Below are 22,947 nucleotides of genomic sequence, written 5' to 3'. Positions count from 1 at the left end.
TCAGAAGTTAACGGTTAAATCTGCCGAACAAGCGTCTGTACCTGCCAGACAAATCTTGTACGTTACTGTTGCAGCTTGTGAGTTAAAACGATCACGGTAGCTGCCGCTATTATCAATGGTTTCTACTAATTGACCATCGCGGAACAGATCTAACTCACCGGATGCACCTGTCCAGCGCAGATCAACAATGGTTGAACCGGTGCGGGTGCGTACAGAGCGTTGCAGGCTAAGTACAATAGTGCTGTCGGTTACGGTTACTGTTTTCTGTGCCGTGTTGCTCAGGCCGGTGCTGTCAGTGGTGGTTAAGCTAACGCTGTAACTGCCGCTACTGGCATAGGTATGGCTTGGGTTGGCTGTATCGGCCTGATTGCCGTCACCGAAATCCCAGCTCCAGCTGCTGATATCGTTATCTGCATCGGTGGAAAGATCGGTAAAACTAACCGTTAAGCCTGACGCGACAAAACTAAAATCAGCCACCGGTGCCACAGGGCCGGGTGGGGTATCATCGTCAGACAATGCAGTCAGAGTCAGCGTCCAGCTATTGAGGGTTCCGGTATCTAACCCGGCGTTGTCAGACACGAGCAGTGTCCAGTCGCCCTGCATGCTTTCGCTGTTAAAGCTGTCCACTTGCCAGTTTTGTATCAAATCGTCAGCACTGCCACCGGTACGGTTATGCAGCATATGCTCTGTGCCCTCTGGCGAGCGCAGTTTAACGATAAGATCTCCACGCCAGGTATGGGTAATATTTACGCCAACATCAGTACCAAACACCACGCCGGTTTGCGGCACACTAATAATGCTTTCTATACCAGCAGCATTGTTGTCCGGAATAGGCACAGCAGTGTTGTTGCTAAAAGAGTAATCCTGCAAGCCTTGTGGCAATATATTCAGGCTGGCATTGACCGATTTCACCAGCTCACCGGTGGCACTGTCGACGCCGGTAACAGTAAACTGATAGCTACCCCAGTCAGTATCAGCCGAAGTGACAACGTCCAGCGTCACAGTATCACCCGGTTGTGCCGTGCTGGCAGACAAGCTGACGCCATCCAGAGCGGGTTGTACGTCAACACTCAGAGCAACTTCGCCTGCCCAGTCGGCAATATTGCCAACATCCAGCGTGTATTGCGCGGCATCACCGGCGGTAATTTGCTGAGTACGCGGGCTGATAGACAGCTTAAACGACGGAGTAGGATCGGCTTCAACCATTGCGCTGGACAGATTCAGCCGTTTGCCTGATACCGTTTTACCATCTAATGCTGGCAGGCTATCGCCTGAATCCATCAGAATGGCCTTCATTTCAAGCGGTGTAATATCAGGGTTAACAGACCACAACAAAGCTGCAGCGCCCGCTACATGAGGCGATGCCATAGAAGTACCTGAGTAGCTGGCATAGCCGCCACCGGGCACGGTAGATAAAATAGCAGAACCCGGCGCGCCCAGATCTACCGACGTTGCACCATAGTTAGAGGCGCCATTGGTAAAGATAGACAGGTTGTCATTTCTGTCAGTAGATGCAACCGACACGATAACATCAAGATCATAAGCGGCCGGATACATTGGCGTGCTGTCTGCGTCTGCGCCATTATTACCTGCTGCGGCAATAAACAGAATACCGGCATCACCACCTGACTGAATGGCAGCCCTTAAGGTTTCAGAAAAAGCACCACCACCCCAGGAGTTGTTGGTTGCTTTAATATCAACGCCGTGGTTCAGTTTTAAATCAGTAAAATAGTTAATACATTCGATAGCGCCAGCGGTGCTGCCACCTAAAGGCCCCAAAAACTGGCACGGTAACAAGGTGACACTCCAGTTAACGCCTGTAATGCCAACGCCATTATTGCCTGATGCACCTATAGTACCTGCTACGTGGGTACCATGGCTGTCGCTGTCCATAGGATCTTGTTCGGCATTTAATGTTGAATAACCATAAGTGCTGCCTGGCAGATTACCCGGATTTACCCAGCGGTTATCTAAAAGATCCGGGTGGGTGTAGTCCATGCCGCTGTCGATTACGCCAATAATGATATCATGGCTGCCCGTCGAAATATCCCAGGCATCAACCGCTTTAATATCGGCACCTGCAGTGCCGCCGCTTTGCCCGGTATTTTGCAAGCCCCATAAATCACCAAAGCGGGGGTCATTTGGCACTGCCAAAGCGTGCAACGGATAATCTGGCTCGGCTACTTCAACGGCCGGGTTTGATGCCAGTTTTTTGATCAGATGATCACGCTGAACCCCTTTGGGCACCTGAACTTTAACAATACGACCATCGGCAACATAGCGCATTTTCATATCGCGGCCCTGTGCATCCAACTGACGCAGGCTGGCGCCATGCTGCTGAATAACAGTTTCACGTTCTTGTTTGGATACGCCATGTTTAAACATCACCAATACAGCATTTTCTGCCGAACTTGTTGCGGTGTCAGCCAGTGCATTTGCTGATAACAAGGCTGCTGCTACAGCCAATGTGATCATTTTTTTATTAGTCATAACTGTCCCCAGATTAATTAATTGTAAAAAATATGCTCATTTTTAGCACCAACTAGGAATAGCATGCAATGCAACAACTATTAAACAATTTATACAAAAATAAGCCAAATTAACTAGGCTGATTGGTGGGGTAGTTGTAAATAATAATCTGCATATGTTTGTTTATTAATGGTTATATTGTTTTAATTGGTGTTTTAAATGTTTTTAAAAATAGCTCTTTATTCCTATTGCGCCTTTTTCGTAGTGCTTTAGCCTAACTTTCGCCGTAACGATTTGAGGTAGAAATTTTGCATAGCATTAACAAAAAACTGGCATTAGTGAGTTTGTTGCTGATATGCGGCTGCGTGCATGCAGATATCTCGTTGCAAATGACGTCTTTGCTGGAACGACGTGCACTGGCAAGCGGTGTTGACATTACGCAATTAGGGGATCTGAACGTGGCCGATGTTACCCAGTCGGGTCAAGCTCATTACGCTGTGCTGTTGCAACAAGGCGTGCTAAATCAAATTTTGTTGCAACAAACTGGCTATGGGCATCAGGCTGAACTGGTGCAAACAGGTAACAATAATATTGCCAACATCAGCCAAACTGGTGAAAGCAATCTGATCCGGGTAGAGCAGTGGGGCAACAGACAATTGACCATTGAGCAAAGCGGTGTTGGAGAGCGGATCTCTATCGTTCAGTACTGAGGACAGAGGACTCTTCACTTTGCACTAACGTGACCCGGCAACAAGATGTAAATAATAAATTAATAAACAACAATGAGTTAGGGAGAATCAGATGAAAGGTCTAATTTCACGTAAACATATACTTGGCCTTACGGTTGCGCTGGCAATGTCAGCACCTGCGATGGCTGTCAGCAATGAAGTTATTATTAACCAGACATCAGCAGCAGCGGTTGAAGGTAATTTGGCTGAAGTGACACAAAGCGGCGAAATCAGCCTTGCTGTTATAGATCAAAACGGCAGCATAAATACTGCCAGTGCTATGCAGGATGGTGTTTGGCTGGAGGCTTATCATTTTGTCAGCGGCAACGACAACCAAACCCGCACCGAGCAGCTGACAGATTGGCATATTGCCTATATTGACATTGTTGGTGACGACAACACCGTAAGCATGACGCAAGACGGTTTTTACAATGTTGCCGAAGCGGTTGTTACCGGCAATATCAATGATGTTGCTGTGTTACAACTAGGCGATTTGAACGAAACCTTTGTCAACATTACCGGCAATGGTAATTTGGTTGAAACTACGCAGGAAGGTTTTGCTAACTGGACCAATGCTGGCTTCAGTGGTAACGACAACAGCTTGTTCAGTGTACAGGTGGGCGATAACAACGAAGCCGGCATGTTTAATCTGGCCGGTAACCGCAATACCTTTGAGTCAGAGCAAATCGGTAATGCCAACGTTGGCGGTATTGTTGGTGTAAGCGGTGACAACAATAGTACTTTTGTGCAACAACAAGGTGATGGCAACGTTTTTATCCTGTCTAACCTGATTGGCGATGATAACCTTGTTGATGTGTATCAGAATGGTAATGCTAACCAATTCCTGCTTGAGCCATTACAGGGCGAGCAAAATCTGGTGTTAATTGATCAACGTGGCGACGGCAACCTTATTGAGGCACCGCTTGGCCTGGTTGGCAATGATAACCAAGTTGATATCTGGCAAAACGGTAATCTTAACACCATGTTATTTGCCACTGATGGTGATGGTCATAACCTCGAAGTTATTCAGCGTGGTGACGGTAACATAGCGGAGCTGGTACTGGCTGGTAGTGATAACAGCGCCACCATTTACAGCCGTGGCGATGATAATATTGCCGCTGCGGGCTTATTTGGTGCCGGCAACAGTGCCGATATTCAGCAATTAGGTGATGCAAATTTTGCTGTGGTTGATGTGCTTGGTGATAACAATGATTTTTATATCGACCAGTCAGGATCTGCCAATGAATTGCTGATCACCAGCGATATAGCCGTGAATGGTAACAGCGTATATGTAGAGCAAAACGGCGACATTAACCTGGTTGATGTGCTCATTGCCGGCAATGCTAATACGCTGGATATTCTGCAATCAGGCAGTGGTAACTGGGTTGCCGGTGATAATGGTTATTTTGCATTAAGTGGTAACAACGGTCTGGTAGCAATTACTCAAAACGGCAATGACAACCTGGTGCTGGGTAGCCAGTCTGGTCAGGGCAACGTGATGAGTGTTACGCAAAATGGCGATTTCAATACCGCCATCGTAGTACAAAACTAATGCGTTGGCTCAGGCAGCCTGCCTGTCTGAGCCAGCTGTATTACCTGCTATGAAATTACTTTTTATTCTGTTGTTGGCCTGCGGCATGAGTTTGCCGCTGGCCGCTGCCGATATTGAGCTGGAAGGACTGGTGCTGGATCGCACCATTTCGCGTTTTGGCAAAGATTTTACCTATTACTATGCCGGTTACTGGCGCGATATGCCGGGGACCGATGGTATCACTGTTGTGGTGTACGAACAGGTATACCCGCAAGCTGGCACCTTTTTGTGGGTAGAAATGAATCAGAGCCGGGTGTATCAGACTTATTTTGGCCGACGCTATAACGACGTCAAACAAATGGCTGAACAAGCTATTCTTTTAAGTATTAACGAGTTAGCCAATATACAAACTGCGCGTATGCTGGGTGACCCACAGAGCGATGAGCTGTGAAAGGATTAAAAATGAAGTGGATATTTCTGCCGTTATTCATACTAAGCGCCGGTATTCAGGCCACTGAACTGGTGTATACCCCCATAAATCCCAGTTTTGGCGGCAATGCATTAAATGGTAATTTTTTACTGCAAAAAGCCCAAAGCCAAAATGCTCATACTGCAGCTAAACCGGGCCAGTCTTTTGTCGATAAGTTTCGTGACGCTTTAGAGCGTAATATTATTAACTCGCTGACACGGCGTATAGCCGACGGCGAGCTGGTGGAAGGGGTATATAACACAGGAGAATTTCGGGTTGAAGTTGTTACCGACTCTGACGGCAGTGTAATAGTTAATATTACTAACCTTGCTAGCGGTGAAGTAACCATTATTACTATTCCGGTAATTGGAGGATAAATGAAAGCAGTATTCTTCCTGGCCGCTGTCTTACTTAGCGGCTGTTCGTTATTACCCAAACCGGCAATTAATATCTCAGCGGCCAGTATTGATGTACCCAGCACACTGATGCAGGAATTGCAGCAAGGTAATAAACCCAGGCTGGCTATTCCGGTGTCGGTATATACTTTTCGTGATCAAACCGGGCAATACAAACCTCAGGCCAATGTTTCCAGTTTTTCTACTGCCGTTACTCAGGGCGCAACCTCTATATTGACTCAAACCTTACTGGACAGTGGCTGGTTTGCTCCGCTTGAGCGGGAAGGGCTGCAAAACCTGCTAACAGAGCGTAAAATTCATGGCTCAAATAAAAAAGCGGCTGAACTGCCACCGCTAAAAGAAGCCCGCTTACTGTTTGAAGGCGGTATTATTAGTTATGAAACTAACCTGACAACCGGTGGTATTGGCGCGGAATATTTTGGCGTGGGTGCATCTGAGTTATATCGTGAAGATCAGGTCACCATTTATCTGCGTGCTGTGGATGTGCACACCGGTCAGGTGTTGTTGTCTGTTGCCAGTAATAAAAAGGTATTTTCGCAGGAATTGCGGGCCGGGCTGTTCCGATATGTATCGTTAAATCGTTTATTGGAAGCAGAAGGGGGTTACTCCACTAACGAGCCGGTACAGTATTGTGTGAAGCAGGCTATTGAAACCGCCGTTGCTGAACTGATAAGTCAGGGCCAGCAACGTGGGTTTTGGCGGGCGGATACTCAGGCGGGCCTTACCAGCGAAGGTTGATCGTGCCGGCTGGGCTGCTGTAGCCAGCGCAGCAGCTCTACCCGGTTTCTGGCCTGTGTTTTACGGAAAATGGATGACATATGGGCTTTAACAGTATGAGCGCTGATATTGAGGTTGTCGGCAATTTCTTTATTACGCGAGCCTTCAGCCACCAGCTGAATAATGCGTTTTTCTTGCCTGGTTAACAGATTACTCTCTGTAGCATGGCGTTGCCCGGCATTAGAGTTCCGCCTTTGCAACAGCAGTTCATCCAGCAATTCGGACATTACCGGACGGGCATAATACAACTGGCCATCCATCATGGTTTTCAAGGCGGTCAGCACCCGATCTAACTGCTCATCGCGGTATATGGCACCGCGAATGCCGTTTACTAAGGCCTGGGTGGGATTAAGCAGGGCACGTTCAGCCTGAAAAAAGAACAATGGCGCTTTTTGCTGCAAACATTGCAGTTCTACCGACATGCCTTTTTTATTTAAATCTGTACTGTGGTATGGGCAGGCCAGTAACGTGCCTGCTTTAAGTTGTGGCATTTGTAATACATATGAACGACTTTGTTGTTGTACTTTAATGCCGACAGACTGCGCCAGCAGTGAAATATTGTGTACAGTTTCCTGTTCCGTCAGCACGATAAGTTTGGCAAACTTATCCATTTACTTCTCTCCGAAATACAATCAAATTCTCCTGTCAGGAAACGCCATACTGAACCTGAGTTTAGCAATATGCAACCATTTAACGTTCGGCTCAAAGCATGCTAGCATAGCAAAATTGAGATATAGGGAGTTGTTATGCCAAGGAAAATCTTGTTTGTCTGTCTGGGGAATATCTGTCGCTCACCCACGGCTCATGCTGTTATGCGCTATAAAGCGGCTCAATATGCATTGGCGGTTGAAATAGAATCGGCCGGTACCAGCGCGTCGCATCGTGGTGAGGCCCCCGATCAGCGCAGTGTAAGGGAAGGCCAGGCTAGCGGTTATAAGTTTAACGGTATAACATCAAGGCCGGTAAAAGAGCAGGACTTTGCGTACTACGATCTGATCCTGGCCATGGACAATGATAATTTGCAGGAACTGAACCGCCGTTGTCCGCCAGAGCATCAGCATAAATTGCAGTTGTTTTTGCAGTATCACCCTGAATTTCCGGCCATAAGTGAAGTACCAGATCCCTATTACGGCGGCAGCCGGGGCTTTGCGCTGGTATTAAAACTGATAGAGCAGGGCTGTGATGGGCTGGTGGAATATTTGTCAGATCCGTACTCCAGGCAAGCCTAACTGAACAAAACTACAGCAATTTTTCGCCAGCAGATAAAATTGTCATAAATTATGCCATGTTCAGCATTGAATTTACGTCCAGAAGTCTATAACTTGCATGGCAATTCATCAGACATAGGAAAATCATCGTGACCACCTGGACGCCTCAAAGCTGGCGCAATCTACCGATCCAACAGCAACCAAGCTACAAGGATCAGGATTTGCTACACCGTGTTGAACAGCAATTACATAAGTATCCGCCGCTGGTTTTTGCCCAGGAAACGCGGGATCTGTTTAGCCAGTTGGGCCAGGTTGCTGAAGGTCAGGGGTTTTTATTGCAAGGCGGAGACTGCGCCGAAAGCTTTAACGATTTTAACGCACCTAAAATTCGTGACACCTTTAAAGTATTACTGCAAATGGCGGTGGTACTGACGTTTGCCGGTGGTTTGCCGGTAGTAAAAGTTGCCCGCATGGCCGGGCAATATGCCAAACCGCGCTCAAGTGATCTGGAAACGATTAATGGCGTGTCACTGCCAAGCTATCGCGGTGATATTGTTAATAGTTTTGAATTTACTGAACAGGCGAGGCTGCCGGATCCAAACCGGTTAACCACGGCTTATCACCATTCAGCGGCTACGCTGAACCTGCTGCGTGCTTTTGCTCAGGGTGGTCTGGCTGATTTACATCAGGTCAGTAAGTGGAATATGGGTTTTGTTGAATCTAACCCACTAAAAGATCGCTATCAGGATGTGGCGCAGCGTATTCAGGAAGCGCTGCGTTTTATGGAAATTTGCGGTATTACCGGCCAGAATTCACCCTCTATCCGTGAAACCCAGCTATATACTTCGCATGAAGCTTTGCTGCTAAATTACGAAGAAGCACTGACACGACGTGATTCATTAACCGGCGACTGGTACGACTGCTCTGCGCATATGGTGTGGATTGGTGAGCGTACCCGCCAGTTGGATCATGCGCATATTGAATTCTTCCGCGGCATCCATAACCCGGTTGGCGTAAAAGTGGGCCCGGGTATGCAGCTGGACGATCTGATCCGCTTAATTGATGCATTAAATCCGGACAATGTTGCCGGACGCTTAACCCTGATCACCCGTATGGGCGCCGACAAACTGGCTGATAAATTACCCGCTTTAGTGCGTAAAGTGCAGCAGGAAGGCCGTAAAGTAGTGTGGAGCTCCGACCCGATGCATGGCAATACGGTAAAAGCGAGTAACGACTACAAAACCCGCGATTTTGAAGCCATCTTGCGTGAAATCCGTAACTTCTTTGCGGTGCATAAAGCAGAAGGCAGCCATGCCGGTGGTATTCACCTGGAAATGACAGGTGAGCATGTTACCGAATGTACAGGCGGTGCTTACGGCTTAAGTGAGCACGATTTGGGTAAACGCTACTTTACTCAATGTGATCCGCGGTTAAATGCTGATCAGGTACTGGAATTAGCCTTCCTGATTGCCGATACTCTACGCACTGCGCGTAAATAATAACGCGCTCAAAGGAGCGTAAGTGTTATCAGGACAACAAGCTCAGGATGACGCTGGCCGGTATTCTACTGCTGGTCAGCGTTACTGTATTGGCATAGTAGGTGCAGGCAGTGTGGGTTGCTATCTTGGCGCTTACTTATGCCAGGATAGTGCCCTGGACGTTAAATTTTTTGGCCGTGAAACTATGGCACTGGAACTGGCTGCTAATGGTTTAAGTGCTACCTCGTTTGATCATCAGGCATATTTTGCCCAGCCCGTCGCTTTTTACAGTTCACTTAACAGCCTTATTGAGTGCGATGTGGTGTTACTGACAGTAAAAGCTCCCGCATTAGTGCCGATGCTTACCCAGCTAAAACGCTTTTTACGCCCTGAAGTACCGGTGGTGGCGATGCAAAATGGTATAGGCATTGGTGAAATGCTAACCCAGGATCTGACTAATCCGGTACTGCGCGCAATAGTGCCATTTAACGTTATAAAAAACCGCGCTGGGCAGTTTCATCGTGCCACTGCGGGTAACATTGTCTGGCAGCAAAGCCAGCATGCTGCGGTAAATTACCTTATCAGCGTGTTTAACCATTTACAGTTGCCGGTGCAATTGACCACAGATATTACAGCAGCGGAATATGGCAAGCTATTACTTAACTTAAACAATGCCCTCAATGCGATCAGTAATGTACCGCTGAAACAACAGTTGTTGGATGCCGACAGCCGTATGCTACTGGCGCTGGCCATGCAGGAATGGCTGGCAATATGCAGTAAAGCAAAAATCCGCCCGGTGCCATACACCGGCTTACCCAATGCTATGTTGCCATGGTTACTGCGTTTACCAACCATATTGTTCCGCCGTATTGCCGCTAAAATGTTGCCTATGGATGAACAAGCCCGCTCATCGATGTGGGATGATATACAGGCAAAAAAGCGCACTGAAATTATGTTTTTAAATGGTGCAGTGGTGCGGATGGGCCAGCTTTATCAACTACCAACCCCGGTGAATACCTTATTGGTTGAGCAGATAAAACGGCTGGAAAGCGGCGAGGCTGAGCCGCTTTCTATTAGTGAAATACTGCAGCAGGTTGGACGGCACAGTTAATATTTATGCCGTTTAAGCCCCGTTTTGGCGATAATCTTTGCTGAAATCTCTTCTATCGACAGATGGGTGGAGTTTAAAAACGGAATTTGCTCGCGCTGATATAAGTTTTCTACCTCTGCCAGCTCCAGCTGACACTGACGCAGTGATGCATAGCGGCTATTGGCCCGGCGTTGCTCGCGAATCTGGCTTAAACGCTCCGCGGTGATGGTTAAACCAAACAGTTTACTCTTGTTACGCTTTAACACCTCCGGCAAATGTAGTTGCTGCATATCCTCTTCTACAAATGGGTAATTTGCTGCTTTAATGCCATATTGTAGTGCCAGATACAGGCTGGTAGGGGTTTTACCAGAGCGGCTGACGCCGACGAGAATAATGTCGGCCTGATCAAAATTTTTCAGGTTAGAACCGTCATCATTGGCCAGGGCAAAATTTACTGCATCAATACGAAAATCATAACTTTGTTCATGGATGCTGTGAGTGCGGTGGGTTTTGGGCACCGGCGCCACGCCAAGCTCGCGCTGAATAGGCTCGACAAAGGTATTGAGGAAGTCATAACACACGCCATTACTGCTGTTAATAATCTGCCGTAACTGGTCATCAACAAAGGTTTGAAAGATTAACGGCCGTTGTCCCGTTGTTTTATAACGATCGTTAATACGCTGTTTTACCTGTTCAGCCATATCGGCAGTTTCAACAAACGGAATGGTAACATGCTCAAATTGTGCAGGAAAAAGAGTAAGTAAGGCATGGCCAAACACCTCTGCAGTAATAGCGGTTCCATCTGATATATAAAAGGCTGTACGCACCGGAAACTCCGTTTTGTTGTTATAAAATTACATTGAAATTAAGGTTTTAATTAACCCTGACGCCAGTGTAAAATCGTCTGGCCCTGTAATGCTGGATGTAAGCTTACACGCCATACGACAAAAATTGGAGACGAACTGTGCAAGAATTTGTGATTTGGTATGAAAACCTGGGAATGCACGATGTAAACCGGGTGGGGGGCAAAAATGCCTCACTGGGTGAAATGATCAGTAATCTGGCTAATGCCGGGGTACAGGTACCTGGCGGCTTCGCTACTACAGCCTATGCCTTTAACCAATTTCTTGAACAAAGCGGCGTTAATGAGCGCATTTATCAACTGCTCGACGGCCTGGATGTGGACGATGTAACGGCACTGGCCAAAGCCGGCGCACAAATCCGCCAGTGGGTTATTGATACACCGTTTCAGCCTGAATTAGAACAGGCCATTCGCGAGGCTTACCAACAACTGCACCCGGACGCTGCACAGGATGTGTCTTTTGCTGTGCGCTCATCAGCCACTGCCGAAGATATGCCCGATGCGTCTTTTGCCGGCCAGCAGGAAACCTTTTTAAATGTGCGCGGCTATGATGCCGTGATCATTGCTATTAAACATGTGTTTGCCTCGTTATTTAACGACCGCGCCATTTCTTACCGTGTGCATCAGGGCTACGACCACCGTGGTGTGGCGTTATCAGCTGGCGTACAGAAAATGGTGCGCTCTGATTTAGCTTCATCCGGCGTTATGTTCAGTATTGATACTGAGTCGGGCTTTGAAGAGGTGGTATTTATTACTTCTTCTTATGGCTTAGGTGAAATGGTGGTGCAGGGCGCCGTTAACCCGGACGAATTCTATGTACACAAACCCACACTGGCCGCTGGCCGCCCGGCAGTGGTAAAGCGCAATTTAGGCAGTAAAAAAGTCGAGATGATTTACTCCGGCGAGCAAGGCCACGGCAAGCAGGTTAAGGTGGTGGATATTGAACCACAGCGCAGCCGGCAGTTCTCCCTCACCGATGCCGAAGTAGAAGAGCTGGCTAAGCAAGCTGTTATTATTGCCAAGCACTACGGCCGCGCGATGGATATCGAATGGGCAAAAGATGGTAACGACGGCAAGCTTTATATAGTGCAGGCCAGGCCGGAAACGGTGAAAAGCCGCGAAGATAGCAACAGCATGGAGCGCTTCCAACTGCTGGCGAAGGCGCCGGTGTTGGTGGAGGGCCGGGCTATTGGCCAGCGTATTGGTGCCGGTACTGCTAAGGTGCTTAAAGGCATAGAGCAGATGGACCAAATTCAGCCGGGCGATGTGCTGGTAACTGACATGACCGATCCGGACTGGGAACCGATTATGAAGCGGGCGTCAGCTATCGTGACCAACCGCGGCGGTCGTACCTGCCACGCCGCTATTATTGCCCGTGAGCTGGGTATTCCAGCAGTAGTGGGTTGTGGCGATGCTACCACTAACATTAAAACCGGCCAGCAGGTTACCGTGTCTTGTGCTGAAGGTGATACCGGCTTTATTTACGACGGCAAGCTGGAGTACAAGGTGGTAAGCAGCCGCGTTGATCAGATGCCCAAGCTGGATTTAAAAATAATGATGAACGTTGGCAACCCGGAGCGGGCATTCTCGTTTGCCAAACTGCCACATGCCGGTATTGGTCTGGCACGGCTGGAGTTTATTATTAACCGCATGATTGGCGTGCACCCTAAGGCACTGCTGAACTTTGATGCGCAAACTCCCGAGCTTAAAGCCACTATCAGCGAAATGATTGCCGGTTATGCTAATCCGGTTGAGTTTTATATTGCCAAGCTGACTGAGGGCATCGCCACTTTAGCCTGTGCCTTTGCGCCGCAAAAGGTGATAGTGCGGATGTCAGATTTTAAATCAAACGAATACGCTAACTTAGTTGGCGGACGCCAGTATGAACCGCACGAAGAAAACCCGATGATAGGTTTTCGTGGTGCTTCGCGCTATATCTCCGAAGATTTCCGTGATTGCTTTGCATTGGAAGTTGAGGCATTAAAGCGGGTGCGTAATGTGATGGGCTTTACCAATGTAGAGGTTATGATCCCGTTTGTGCGCACCCTGGGTGAAGCAAGTAGCGTAATCGATTTATTAGCAGAGCACGGCTTAAAACGCGGCGACAACGGTTTGCGGGTTATTATGATGTGCGAGTTGCCCTCTAACGCCTTGTTGGCAGAAGAGTTTTTAGAATACTTCGATGGCTTCTCTATCGGCTCAAACGACTTAACTCAGTTAACCCTGGGGCTGGACAGAGACAGCGGCCTGATAGCCCATTTATTTGATGAGCGTAACCCGGCAATTTACAAGTTGCTGGAAATGGCCATTAAAACCTGTAAAGCTAAAGGTAAGTACATTGGTATTTGTGGCCAGGGCCCGTCGGATCACGACGATTTTGCTGCCTGGTTAATGCAGCAGGGCATCGATAGCGTATCGCTGAACCCGGATACCGTGCTGGAAACCTGGCTATATCTGGCCGAAAAGTATGGTTCACAACACGGTAAACAATAACCTGTTTTTTGCAGACTAAGCCCCTTAAACAGGGGCTTTTTTATGCCAGCCGCCCGGTATAGCATCAGTTTGAAACAAAAGCTGATTGTGATTTTTGCTACTTCAGCACATAGTAAATAAACACTACGCCACTAAGGAGCCGACTATGCGTGAACTTTATATTGCCAACAAAAATTATTCTTCCTGGTCATTACGGCCCTGGGTGTTAATGCATCAGCTGAATATTCCGTTTATTGAGCAACTGGTGCCTTTTAGCCAGCAGGGCAACTTTGAAAAATTCCGTACTTTCTCGCCCTCTGGCAAAGTGCCATGTTTGGTGCAAAAAGACATTGTGGTATGGGATTCGCTGGCCATTGCTGAATATCTGTATGAAAGCTATCCAACTGTATGGCCAAAAGACGTAAAAGCCCGCGCATTTGCCCGTTGCGCCGCGGCAGAAATGCACTCTGGTTTTAGCACCTTGCGTAATACCTGCGGTATGAGCTGTGGCCACCGGGTACAGTTGCATCAGCTAACGCCGGCTCTTTTGCTAGACATTAACCGCTTAAGTGAATTATTTGAGCAGGGGATCCGGCAGTTCGGCGGGCCATTTTTAGCCGGTAAAGCGTTTTGTGCCGCTGATGCGTTTTTTGCGCCGGTAGCATTTCGTATGCAAAGCTATGGTTTGCCGTTTAGTAAAGTCGCCACCAGCTATCTGCAACACTTATTAGCTTTACCTGCAATGCAGGATTGGTACAAGCAGGCATTAGCAGAGCCATGGGTGGATCAGGCGCATGATGATGAAATCGCCGCTGCCGGGCAAATTATCGCAGATCAGCGGCAAACCAGCTAACGGCGTAGCAATTCTGCTTTTGCTGTGGCAAATTAAGCGGCGTATAACACAATTAGCTGAAAAATAATTATAAGGAAGGGAAATGGAAGGCTTTATTAGTGCGCTAAATGGCATTATCTGGAGCCCGGCGCTGATTTACTTGTGTCTTGGCGCTGGCTTATTTTACTCAATACTGACCCGGTTTGCGCAGGTTCGCCATTTTAAAGAAATGTGCAAACTGCTGCTGAATAATACTGAATCAGACAAAGGTATCTCGTCATTTCAGGCACTGGCAGTGTCGTTATCCGGCCGGGTTGGTGTAGGTAATATTGCCGGTGTGGCCGCAGCAATCGGTTTTGGTGGCCCCGGTGCGGTGTTCTGGATGTGGGTTGTCGCATTTTTAGGTGCCAGCACGGCCTATGTTGAATCTACGCTGGGGCAAATTTATAAAGTTGAAGAAAACGGCCAGTATCGTGGTGGCCCGGCTTACTATTTTGAACGTTGTCTTGGTTGGCGCTGGTTAGGTATTTTGTTTGCTATTTCGGCCATTATTGGCTGCGGTATCTTCTTGCCGGGTGTGCAGGCCAATGCGGTGGGTAATGCCGTAACGCAGGTTTTTGGCGACGGTAATATGGTGGTTACCAGTTTTGGTGAAGTAGGTACCCATAAACTGATTGCACTGGCGGTGATCCTTATCGTACTGGCGTTTATTATCTTCGGCGGTATTAAGCGTATTGCGCATTTTACCCAGATTGTTGTGCCCTTTATGGCGCTTGGCTACATAGTGCTGGCACTGATCGTGGTATTTCTTAACCTGGACAAAGTGCCTGGCGTGTTTGGCATGATATTCACGGATGCCTTTACTGCGCAGGCCGGTTTTGGTGCAGCAATAGGCTGGGGTGTGAAGCGGGGCATCTACTCGAATGAAGCTGGCCAGGGCACAGGCCCGCATGCCGCAGCTGCGGCTGAAGTTGACCATCCATCACAGCAGGGTTTAGTGCAGGCGTTTTCTGTGTATGTTGATACCTTGTTTGTTTGCACCGCCACAGCGTTAATGATTTTAATTACGCAGCAGTACAATATTCAAACCGAGAACTTTAATGCCGCCACTGGTGTTGGCACCATGATCCTGCAGAATGTTGATGCGGCAACCGAAGTGGCTTCACCTGCCTTTACGCAAATGGCGTTGTTAAGTGTGTTTGGTCAGTTTGGCCAGATGTTTGCCGGCTTGGCTATTTTCTTCTTCGCTTTTACTACCATTTTGGCGTACTACTATATTACTGAAACTAACGTGGCCTATTTAAACCGGGTGTTTAACAACAAATTGCCCAATATCGTATTTAAGCTGTTATTGATGTTTATGGTGGCCTACGGCACGGTAAATAGCGCCGGTTATATCTGGAATATCGGTGATATAGGCGTAGGCTTAATGGCCTGGGTTAACGTGGTTGGTATTCTGGTCATATTTTTTATGTATAAGCCTACCATGCGTTGCCTGCGTGATTTTGAAGAGCAGAAAAAAGCTGGCGGCCCCATTACCTTTGATCCGGTAAAACTAGGCATTAAAAACGCGACGTTCTGGGAGAAGCGGCTGGCCAAACAGCAGCAACAGCAGAAATAAATTAACCGCATAATTAAATCTGATTAGCAGCCCGGCCTAAGTGCCGGGCTTTTTTATCTGTCGCATTAGCAGGCTGCATATATGCTATGTCTGCTAGCGCACAGATACCAGCCTGTTGTTAGGCCATTATGGTTTTGACTCTGCACTTTTGCAGCGTGAACGAGCCAATGATGCAAGTAATAAAACGTACCTTTGTCACCGCTGGTGTGGTGCTGGCAGGCAGCTTGCTGCTGAGTAGCTGTGAGCGCGGCAATGTTAATGCCCAAACCGGTGCACCGGATCTTAGCGTAACAACTGAAGATGGCAGTGGTGACGATGTTAATATCAGCACTGCGGTTAATACTGCCCTGATGGCAGATCCACAGTTGCAGCATTTAGATATCCAGATAGAAACCCGCAAAGGTGATGTTAAACTTTGGGGCCAGGTTGAAACTCAGGCGCAGCGCGAACAAGCGGCGATGATTACCGCGGCAACCTCTGGCGTGCATTCGGTGAATAATCAGTTGGAAGTAAAGTAAAAACGCCGACTTAATGTCGGCGTTTAACTCAGGCTGATTTAACGCTTTGCTTTATTCTACACCAATAAAACCACCGGTTTGGTGCGCCCACAGCTGGGCGTATATGCCGCCGCTGGCAATCAGTTCGCTGTGGCTGCCTTGCTCAACGATATTGCCCTGATCCAGCACAATAAGCCGGTCCATCTGCGCGATGGTAGATAACCGGTGAGCAATGGCAATAACAGTTTTACCGGCCATCAGCGTGTTTAAGCTGGCCTGAATAGCAGCTTCTACTTCTGAATCCAGTGCCGAAGTGGCCTCATCCAGAATTAAAATCGGCGCGTTTTTCAACAGCACCCTGGCGATAGCGATACGCTGTCGTTGGCCGCCGGAGAGTTTAACGCCGCGCTCACCGACCTGGGCATCAAAGCCACTGTTGCCTTTAGGGTCGGTTAAATTACGGATAAAATCACTGGCTTCGGCTTGCTCTGCTGCTAACTGTAATTCCGCTTCGCTGGCATCTGGTTTGCCATAAGCAATATTTTCACGTACTGAACGGTGCAGCAGGGAAGTGTCCTGCGTTACCATGGCGATATGCTGACGCAGGCTTTCCTGGCTTACCTGGCTGATATCCTGGCCATCGATCAGTATTTTACCGCTCTCGATATCATAAAAACGCAGCAACAGATTTACCAGCGTGGATTTACCAGCGCCGGAGCGGCCAACTAAACCGACTTTTTCGCCTGGTTTTATGCTCAGGTTCAGTTGTTGCAATATTGCCGCTTTACCGTCTTCGGTTGGGGTTTTACCGTAGTTAAAACTAACCTGCTGAAATTCAATCTGGCCCTTTGGCACCGTTAACTTAGCGGCGTTATCAGCATCTTTTACTTCAATCGGCCGCGACAGGGTGGCGATACCGTCGGCAACAGTACCGATATTTTCAAACAGCGCACTGACTTCCCACATAATCCACTGTGCCATACCGTTTAAACGCAGCGCCAGGCTAATTGCTATTGCAATAGCGCCCACTGTAATAGCACTGCCAGCCCATAAATACAGCGACAATGCCGCTACACTGAAGACTAAAATATAGTTAAGCGTTTGCACTGATACACTTAATCCGGTGGCAAGGCGCATTTGCTGATATACCGGTTGCAGGAAGACATCCATACTGTCTTTGGCATAGCTTTCTTCGCGGTTGGTATGCGAAAACAGCTTAATGGTGGCAATATTGGTGTAGCTGTCAACGATACGGCCGGTCATCTCTGAACGGGCATCCGCCTGTGCGGTGGACACGCGCTTTAAGCGTGGTACAAAATAAAACTGCAGTGCGATGTAAAATACCAGCCAAATCAGCATTGGGGCTATTAAACGGATATCGGCATCGGCAACAAAAAACAGCATGGCGCTAAAATACACCAGCACATATACCATTACATCCAGCAGCTTCATTACCGTTTCGCGCACCGACAGCGCCGTTTGCATAACCTTGGTTGCAATACGGCCGGCGAAGTCGTTCTGATAAAAACTGACACTCTGGCGCAATAAGTAACGGTGAGCCAGCCAGCGGATCGACATCGGGTAATTACCCAGCAAAGTTTGATGCACTATTGCCGAGTGAAGAAAGGTCATTAACGGCAGCAACACCAGGGTTACCAGCGCCATCCAAATCAGGGTTGCGCGCTCGTCGGTAAAAAAGTTTTCCGGATCATTAGCTACCAGCCAGTCAACCAGCTGGCCCATAAAGCTAAACAGTGATACTTCCAGTACGGCTAAGATAGCTGAAGATAAAGACATGAATAACAATGATGTTTCCATGCCCTTGGTATAGTGACGACAAAAAGCCAGCAAACCGCGCGGTGGTTGGCCAGGTTCAACTGCTGGGAAGGGTTTGGTAAGGCGTTCAAAAAAGCGTAGCATGGAAAACAACCGGTAATAAAAACAGCGGCTATTGTAACGGGTTTAATAAAAATTGCATGGTTGCTGCGTCAATCTGCCTGATTTTATCGGTGTCGGAGCTTAGTGCACTTTGCATTGTGCTAATGATGTTATTACCACCATTCGCGTTAACATTAACGAACGCGGTATAATGCCGGCATTGGGCCTACTTGAATTACCGGCACCCTGGCCCAACTTATGGCCCAATTAAGGTCCTATAAAGCTTGTGCTGTAGTAAGTGCGGCCGTTATCTGAGAAGTCATGATGAAACTAAAACTTGTAACCTCAACGCTATTACCCACACCTTTTGCTGAGTTCCGTTTGCATGGCTTTGAAGCACCTAATGGTAAAGAGCATGTCGCATTAACGCTGGGCGACATCACTACAGATGAACCCGTGCTGGCGCGGGTGCATTCGGAGTGTTTAACCGGAGATGCCTTGTTTAGCCTGCGCTGCGATTGTGGCCCACAGTTAGAAGCTGCGATGCGTAAAATTGCTGATCTGGGCCGCGGTTGCATTTTGTATTTACGCCAGGAGGGCCGTGGCATTGGCCTGATCAATAAAATTCGCGCTTATGCTGAGCAGGATAAAGGGCTGGATACGGTAGAAGCCAACGAAATTTTGGGCTTTTTACCCGATATGCGTGAATACGATATAGCGGCGCAAATGTTTGCACAACTGGGTATTCAGCAAATACGCCTGCTTACCAATAACCCGCGTAAGCTAAAAGCCTTAACCGATGCCGGTGTTAACGTATTAGAAAGAGTACAGCACCGGGTAAAAACCTCGGCGCATAGTCACCGTTATCTGGCCACCAAAGCCAGTAAGTTGGGGCATTTACCTTAAGCGGCAGTGTCATTACAGCAAAATACGGATTTAACGGCGGCTGTGGTATTATAGCCGCCGTTTTTCATCTGACTTTGCTACAGGATATTATCTTGACCAACAACGACGTACTGCGCAGCCTGCGTTACACACTAAATGCTCCTAACCACGGCATGATTGCCATTTTTGCTTTAACCAATGTCACAGTAACGAAAGAGCAGGTGATGGCCTGGCTGGAGTCTGACGAAAGTGAAGATTTTGCCTTAATTAGTGATGTGTTGCTGGCTGGCTTTCTCAATGGCGTGATTATCCAGCGTCGCGGTGCCAAAGACGGTGTTATTCCCGAACCGGAAACTAAGCTTAATTACAATATTATTCTGCGTAAACTCAAAATTGCCTTTGATTTAAAAGACGATGACATTTTAGCCTTATTAGAAGGTGCAGAGTTCCGTTTAAGCAAGCATGAACTCAGCGCGTTTTTCCGCCGCCCGGATCATAAACATTACCGTGCCTGCCAGGAGCAGGTGCTGCGTTATTTCTTACGCGGCTTGCAGCAGAAAATACGTCCGGCAGTCAGTTAGTTTTTAGCGCGCAATTGCAGTTAAATCTGCTATCAAGTTAATGTTATACTGCAGGCACTTATTGCCGAGTGTCTGCAGTTATGATCCCAAAGCTTAATCCCGAACTCGCGCTGGATGCCAGCATTGTTGCTTTTAGCAAAGCCTTAGTTGCCGCTGGCTTTAACGGCGATATCGAAACCAGTTATGGCAGCCGTTTAGCGGTTGCTACTGATAACAGCGTGTATCAGGCGCTACCACAGGCCGTGTTGCTACCTAAAAGCACCGACGATCTGGTTATTCTTACTTCACTGGCGCAAACGTCAAGTTTCTCGCATATTAAATTCAGCCCGCGCGGCGGCGGTACCGGCACTAATGGCCAGGCACTGACGGAACACGTGGTGGTAGATTTATCGCGCCATATGCGCAATATTCTCGAAATTAACGTCGAACAGCGTTGGGTGCGGGTGCAGGCCGGGGTCATTAAAGATCAGCTGAACGCTTTTTTAAAACCTTACGGCTTTTTCTTTGCGCCGGATTTATCCACCTCTAACCGCGCGACTATCGGCGGCATGATAAATACCGATGCCTCGGGGCAAGGCTCTTTGGTGTACGGTAAAACCAGCGATCACGTGCTGGCATTAAAAACGGTGTTGATCGACGGCAATATATTAAATACCCATAAAATGGCCACCTTTGAAGCTGAGCACCGCGCCCAGATGCCAAACAGCATTGGCCGTATTTACCAGCAAGTGCTCGATAGCTGCCGTACTTTCCGGCCACAAATTCTGCAGAAATTTCCACGTTTAAACCGTTTTTTAACCGGTTACGATTTAGAGCATGTGTTTAATGACGATTTAACCGAGTTTGATTTATCGCGTATTATTACCGGCTCTGAAGGCTCACTCGGTTTTGTATCAGAAGCCAAACTAAACATTACACCGATTGCCAAATACAAATGTCTGGTTAATGTTAAATACGACAGTTTTGAAAGTGCGCTGCGTAACGCCCCGTTTCTGGTGGCGGCTGAAGCGACATCAGTTGAAACCGTTGACAGCAAAGTGCTGAATTTAGCCCGCGCCGATATTATCTGGCATCAGGTAAAAGACTTAATCACCGACGTGCCCGGCATTGAAATGCAGGGCCTGAATATGGTGGAGTATAACAGCGAACAGCAAAGCGAAATTGAACAAAAAATTGCCGCGCTAACGGCCCGGTTGGACGGCGCAATAGCAGATAAAACCGATGGCATTATTGGCTACCAGCTTACCTATGATAACACCGCTATTGGCAATATTTACGCCATGCGCAAAAAGGCAGTAGGGCTGCTGGGTAATGCTAAAGGCAGGCAAAAGCCCATTCCTTTTACCGAAGACACTGCCGTACCGCCGGAGAATCTGGCCGATTTTATTATGGAGTTTCGTGCACTGCTCGACAGCCACGGCCTGCAATATGGCATGTTTGGCCATGTTGATGCCGGTGTATTGCATGTGCGCCCGGCGCTGGATTTATGCGACCCACAGCAGGAGCAATTGCTGCGTACTATTTCCGATCAGGTGGTGGCATTAACGGCCAAATACGGCGGCCTGATGTGGGGTGAGCATGGTAAAGGTTACCGTAGTGAGTACGGCCCGGCATTTTTTGGCGATGAACTGTTTAACGAGCTGCGTAAAATTAAAGCGGCTTTTGATCCACGCAACAGAGTAAACCCCGGTAAAATTTGTACGCCGTTTAACAGTGCTGACAGCTTAGTGTCGGTAGATGGTGTAAAACGGGCTTACTTTGACCGGCAAATACCGGTAGCCGTGAAAGACAGTTTTGACAGCAGCTTAAACTGCAATGGCAATGGCCTGTGTTTTAATTACGAAGAAAACTCGCCGATGTGCCCGTCGAGCAAAGTAACGAAAGACAGGCGCCACAGCCCTAAAGGCCGGGCAGGCTTAATGCGTGAGTGGTTACGCCTAACCGAATTGCAAGGCCTGGATGTACTGGCACAAGAGCAGCAGTTGTTAAGTAAATCAGCCGGTATCAATGGCTTATGGCAGCGTATAAAAAATACGCTGGCAAAACGACAGGGCGAAGAAGATTTCTCGCATGAAGTGATGGACGCTATGGAAGGTTGTCTGGCCTGTAAAGCCTGTGCCGGCCAGTGCCCGATAAAAGTCGATGTACCGTCGTTTCGCGCGCGGTTTTTACAGCTGTACCACAGCCGTTATTTACGCCCGGCTAAAGATTATATTGTCGGTAATATTGAGCGCACAGCGCCGTTGCTGGCCAAAGCGCCGAAACTGGTTAACTTTGTGCTAAAGCGTAGCATTACCGCGGCAGTGCTTAAAAAAACAGTAGGCTATGTTGATACACCGCAATTATCGGTGCCAACGTTGGCGCAGCAGATTGGTGAGCAGTATCGTTTCGATTTAGTTAGTTTGCAGCAGCTGCCAACAGAGCTAAAAGCACGCACCGTATTGCTGGTGCAAGACCCTTTTACCAGTTTTTATGAAGCAGAGCTGGTAGCTGATGCATTAAATTTACTGCAAAAACTCGGTTTTAACCCGGTATTGTTGCCGTTTTTACCCAACGGTAAGCCGCAGCATGTAAAAGGCTTTTTGCGCGAATTTGCCAAAACTGCCGCCACAGCGGCACAGTTTTTAAACCAGTTGCAACAGCTGGGCTTGCCGATGCTGGGGCTGGATGCCTCTTTAGTACTGGTATACCGCGATGAGTACAACAAAGCACTGGCCGATAAACGCGGTGATTTTAACGTACAGTTACTGCACGAATGGCTGGTACAGCAAAGCTTACCCAAGGTAAGCAAAACCGCTGAGTTTGCCTTACTGGCGCATTGCACGGAAAAAACTGCCTTACCGGCCACTGAAAAAGCCTGGCAGCAAATATTTAGTAGCACCGGGCTAAGCTTAAAGCCGGTGAGCGTGGGTTGCTGCGGTATGGCGGGTACTTATGGCCATGAAGCGCAAAATCTGGATAACAGCAAAGCACTGTTTGATATCAGCTGGCGTGCACCGGTTGAGCAGTATGGTACCGGGCAAATACTGGTTACCGGTTTTTCTTGTCGCAGCCAGGTAAAACGCTTGGTAGGGGATAAGCCAAAACATCCGCTGCAGGCTTTGCTGGCAGCGTTATAGCCATAAAAAAATCCGCCGGTTAAGGCGGATTTTT

General features: G+C 48.1%; 19 protein-coding genes. 15 read left to right on the top strand and 4 right to left on the bottom strand.

Annotated features, from left to right (window positions below):
• Window positions 1–2,490 (bottom strand): S8 family serine peptidase, encoded by a 2,490-nt coding sequence (locus BLW68_RS12430; protein ID WP_092793764.1) that lies wholly within the window; start codon window positions 2,488–2,490, stop codon window positions 1–3.
• A gap of 287 nt (window positions 2,491–2,777) precedes the next feature.
• Between BLW68_RS12430 and BLW68_RS12425 the strand changes: the two genes are divergently transcribed.
• The 5 genes from BLW68_RS12425 to BLW68_RS12405 all read left to right on the top strand — a co-directional run bounded on the left by BLW68_RS12425 (window position 2,778) and on the right by BLW68_RS12405 (window position 6,351).
• Window positions 2,778–3,179, top strand: a complete 402-nt coding sequence (locus tag BLW68_RS12425; protein ID WP_092793761.1) for a curlin subunit CsgB — start codon at window positions 2,778–2,780, stop codon at window positions 3,177–3,179.
• A 91-nt stretch (window positions 3,180–3,270) separates the two neighbouring features.
• Window positions 3,271–4,749, top strand: coding sequence for a hypothetical protein (locus tag BLW68_RS12420; RefSeq protein ID WP_092793759.1), 1,479 nt, complete (start codon window positions 3,271–3,273; stop codon window positions 4,747–4,749).
• 49 nt (window positions 4,750–4,798) lie between these two features.
• Window positions 4,799–5,179 (top strand): curli production assembly/transport protein CsgE, encoded by a 381-nt coding sequence (locus tag BLW68_RS12415; RefSeq protein ID WP_092793758.1) that lies wholly within the window; start codon window positions 4,799–4,801, stop codon window positions 5,177–5,179.
• 11 nt (window positions 5,180–5,190) lie between these two features.
• Window positions 5,191–5,574: a curli assembly protein CsgF gene (locus BLW68_RS12410; protein WP_092793756.1), complete on the top strand. Its 384-nt coding sequence runs from the start codon at window positions 5,191–5,193 to the stop codon at window positions 5,572–5,574.
• Window positions 5,575–6,351, top strand: a complete 777-nt coding sequence (locus tag BLW68_RS12405; RefSeq protein WP_092793753.1) for a CsgG/HfaB family protein — start codon at window positions 5,575–5,577, stop codon at window positions 6,349–6,351.
• On the opposite strand, the gene BLW68_RS12400 is transcribed toward BLW68_RS12405, so the two are convergent.
• Window positions 6,324–7,001: a response regulator transcription factor gene (locus tag BLW68_RS12400; protein WP_092793751.1), complete on the bottom strand. Its 678-nt coding sequence runs from the start codon at window positions 6,999–7,001 to the stop codon at window positions 6,324–6,326. The genes BLW68_RS12405 and BLW68_RS12400 overlap by 28 nt on opposite strands.
• Window positions 7,002–7,136: 135 nt before the next feature.
• Between BLW68_RS12400 and BLW68_RS12395 the strand changes: the two genes are divergently transcribed.
• From BLW68_RS12395 to BLW68_RS12385, 3 genes are all read left to right on the top strand, one after another.
• A complete protein-coding gene (locus BLW68_RS12395; protein WP_092793748.1) occupies window positions 7,137–7,619 on the top strand; it encodes a low molecular weight protein-tyrosine-phosphatase in 483 nt (160 codons plus the stop codon).
• Between the two features lie 128 nt (window positions 7,620–7,747).
• Window positions 7,748–9,097, top strand: coding sequence for a class II 3-deoxy-7-phosphoheptulonate synthase (locus BLW68_RS12390; RefSeq protein ID WP_092793745.1), 1,350 nt, complete (start codon window positions 7,748–7,750; stop codon window positions 9,095–9,097).
• A 22-nt stretch (window positions 9,098–9,119) separates the two neighbouring features.
• Window positions 9,120–10,187: a 2-dehydropantoate 2-reductase gene (locus tag BLW68_RS12385; protein WP_092793744.1), complete on the top strand. Its 1,068-nt coding sequence runs from the start codon at window positions 9,120–9,122 to the stop codon at window positions 10,185–10,187.
• On the opposite strand, the gene ppsR is transcribed toward BLW68_RS12385, so the two are convergent.
• On the bottom strand, window positions 10,184–10,993 hold the full coding sequence (ppsR, locus tag BLW68_RS12380; RefSeq protein WP_092793742.1) for a posphoenolpyruvate synthetase regulatory kinase/phosphorylase PpsR: 810 nt from the start codon (window positions 10,991–10,993) through the stop codon (window positions 10,184–10,186). The two genes, BLW68_RS12385 and ppsR, sit on opposite strands and share 4 nt — an antisense overlap.
• Window positions 10,994–11,130: 137 nt before the next feature.
• Between ppsR and ppsA the strand changes: the two genes are divergently transcribed.
• The 4 genes from ppsA (at window position 11,131) to BLW68_RS12360 (ending at window position 16,471) form a co-directional block, all read left to right on the top strand.
• On the top strand, window positions 11,131–13,521 hold the full coding sequence (gene ppsA, locus BLW68_RS12375; protein ID WP_092793741.1) for a phosphoenolpyruvate synthase: 2,391 nt from the start codon (window positions 11,131–11,133) through the stop codon (window positions 13,519–13,521).
• A 145-nt stretch (window positions 13,522–13,666) separates the two neighbouring features.
• Window positions 13,667–14,353 carry a glutathione S-transferase gene (locus BLW68_RS12370; RefSeq protein WP_092793740.1) on the top strand — a complete coding sequence of 229 codons (687 nt, stop codon included), beginning with the start codon at window positions 13,667–13,669 and terminating at the stop codon, window positions 14,351–14,353.
• An 82-nt stretch (window positions 14,354–14,435) separates the two neighbouring features.
• The gene (locus BLW68_RS12365; protein ID WP_092793738.1) at window positions 14,436–15,953 is read left to right on the top strand and encodes an alanine/glycine:cation symporter family protein; all 1,518 of its coding nucleotides are present in this window, start codon (window positions 14,436–14,438) and stop codon (window positions 15,951–15,953) included.
• A 167-nt stretch (window positions 15,954–16,120) separates the two neighbouring features.
• Window positions 16,121–16,471, top strand: coding sequence for a BON domain-containing protein (locus BLW68_RS12360; RefSeq protein WP_218141365.1), 351 nt, complete (start codon window positions 16,121–16,123; stop codon window positions 16,469–16,471).
• Between the two features lie 51 nt (window positions 16,472–16,522).
• On the opposite strand, the gene BLW68_RS12355 is transcribed toward BLW68_RS12360, so the two are convergent.
• A complete protein-coding gene (locus BLW68_RS12355) occupies window positions 16,523–18,370 on the bottom strand; it encodes an ABC transporter ATP-binding protein (protein WP_092793735.1) in 1,848 nt (615 codons plus the stop codon).
• 282 nt (window positions 18,371–18,652) lie between these two features.
• Here BLW68_RS12355 and ribA point away from each other — a divergent pair, with 282 nt between their 5' ends.
• The 3 genes from ribA to ydiJ all read left to right on the top strand — a co-directional run bounded on the left by ribA (window position 18,653) and on the right by ydiJ (window position 22,913).
• Window positions 18,653–19,234 carry a GTP cyclohydrolase II gene (gene ribA, locus BLW68_RS12350; protein WP_092793733.1) on the top strand — a complete coding sequence of 194 codons (582 nt, stop codon included), beginning with the start codon at window positions 18,653–18,655 and terminating at the stop codon, window positions 19,232–19,234.
• A 92-nt stretch (window positions 19,235–19,326) separates the two neighbouring features.
• A complete protein-coding gene (locus BLW68_RS12345) occupies window positions 19,327–19,794 on the top strand; it encodes a YehS family protein (RefSeq protein ID WP_068237899.1) in 468 nt (155 codons plus the stop codon).
• 80 nt (window positions 19,795–19,874) lie between these two features.
• On the top strand, window positions 19,875–22,913 hold the full coding sequence (gene ydiJ, locus BLW68_RS12340; protein ID WP_092793731.1) for a D-2-hydroxyglutarate dehydrogenase YdiJ: 3,039 nt from the start codon (window positions 19,875–19,877) through the stop codon (window positions 22,911–22,913).
• Window positions 22,914–22,947: the final 34 nt, after the last annotated feature.

The sequence above is a fragment of the Rheinheimera pacifica genome (genome assembly GCF_900108485.1).
Lineage (GTDB): Bacteria > Pseudomonadota > Gammaproteobacteria > Enterobacterales > Alteromonadaceae > Alishewanella > Alishewanella pacifica.
This window is presented reverse-complemented; position numbering and strand designations above follow the sequence as displayed.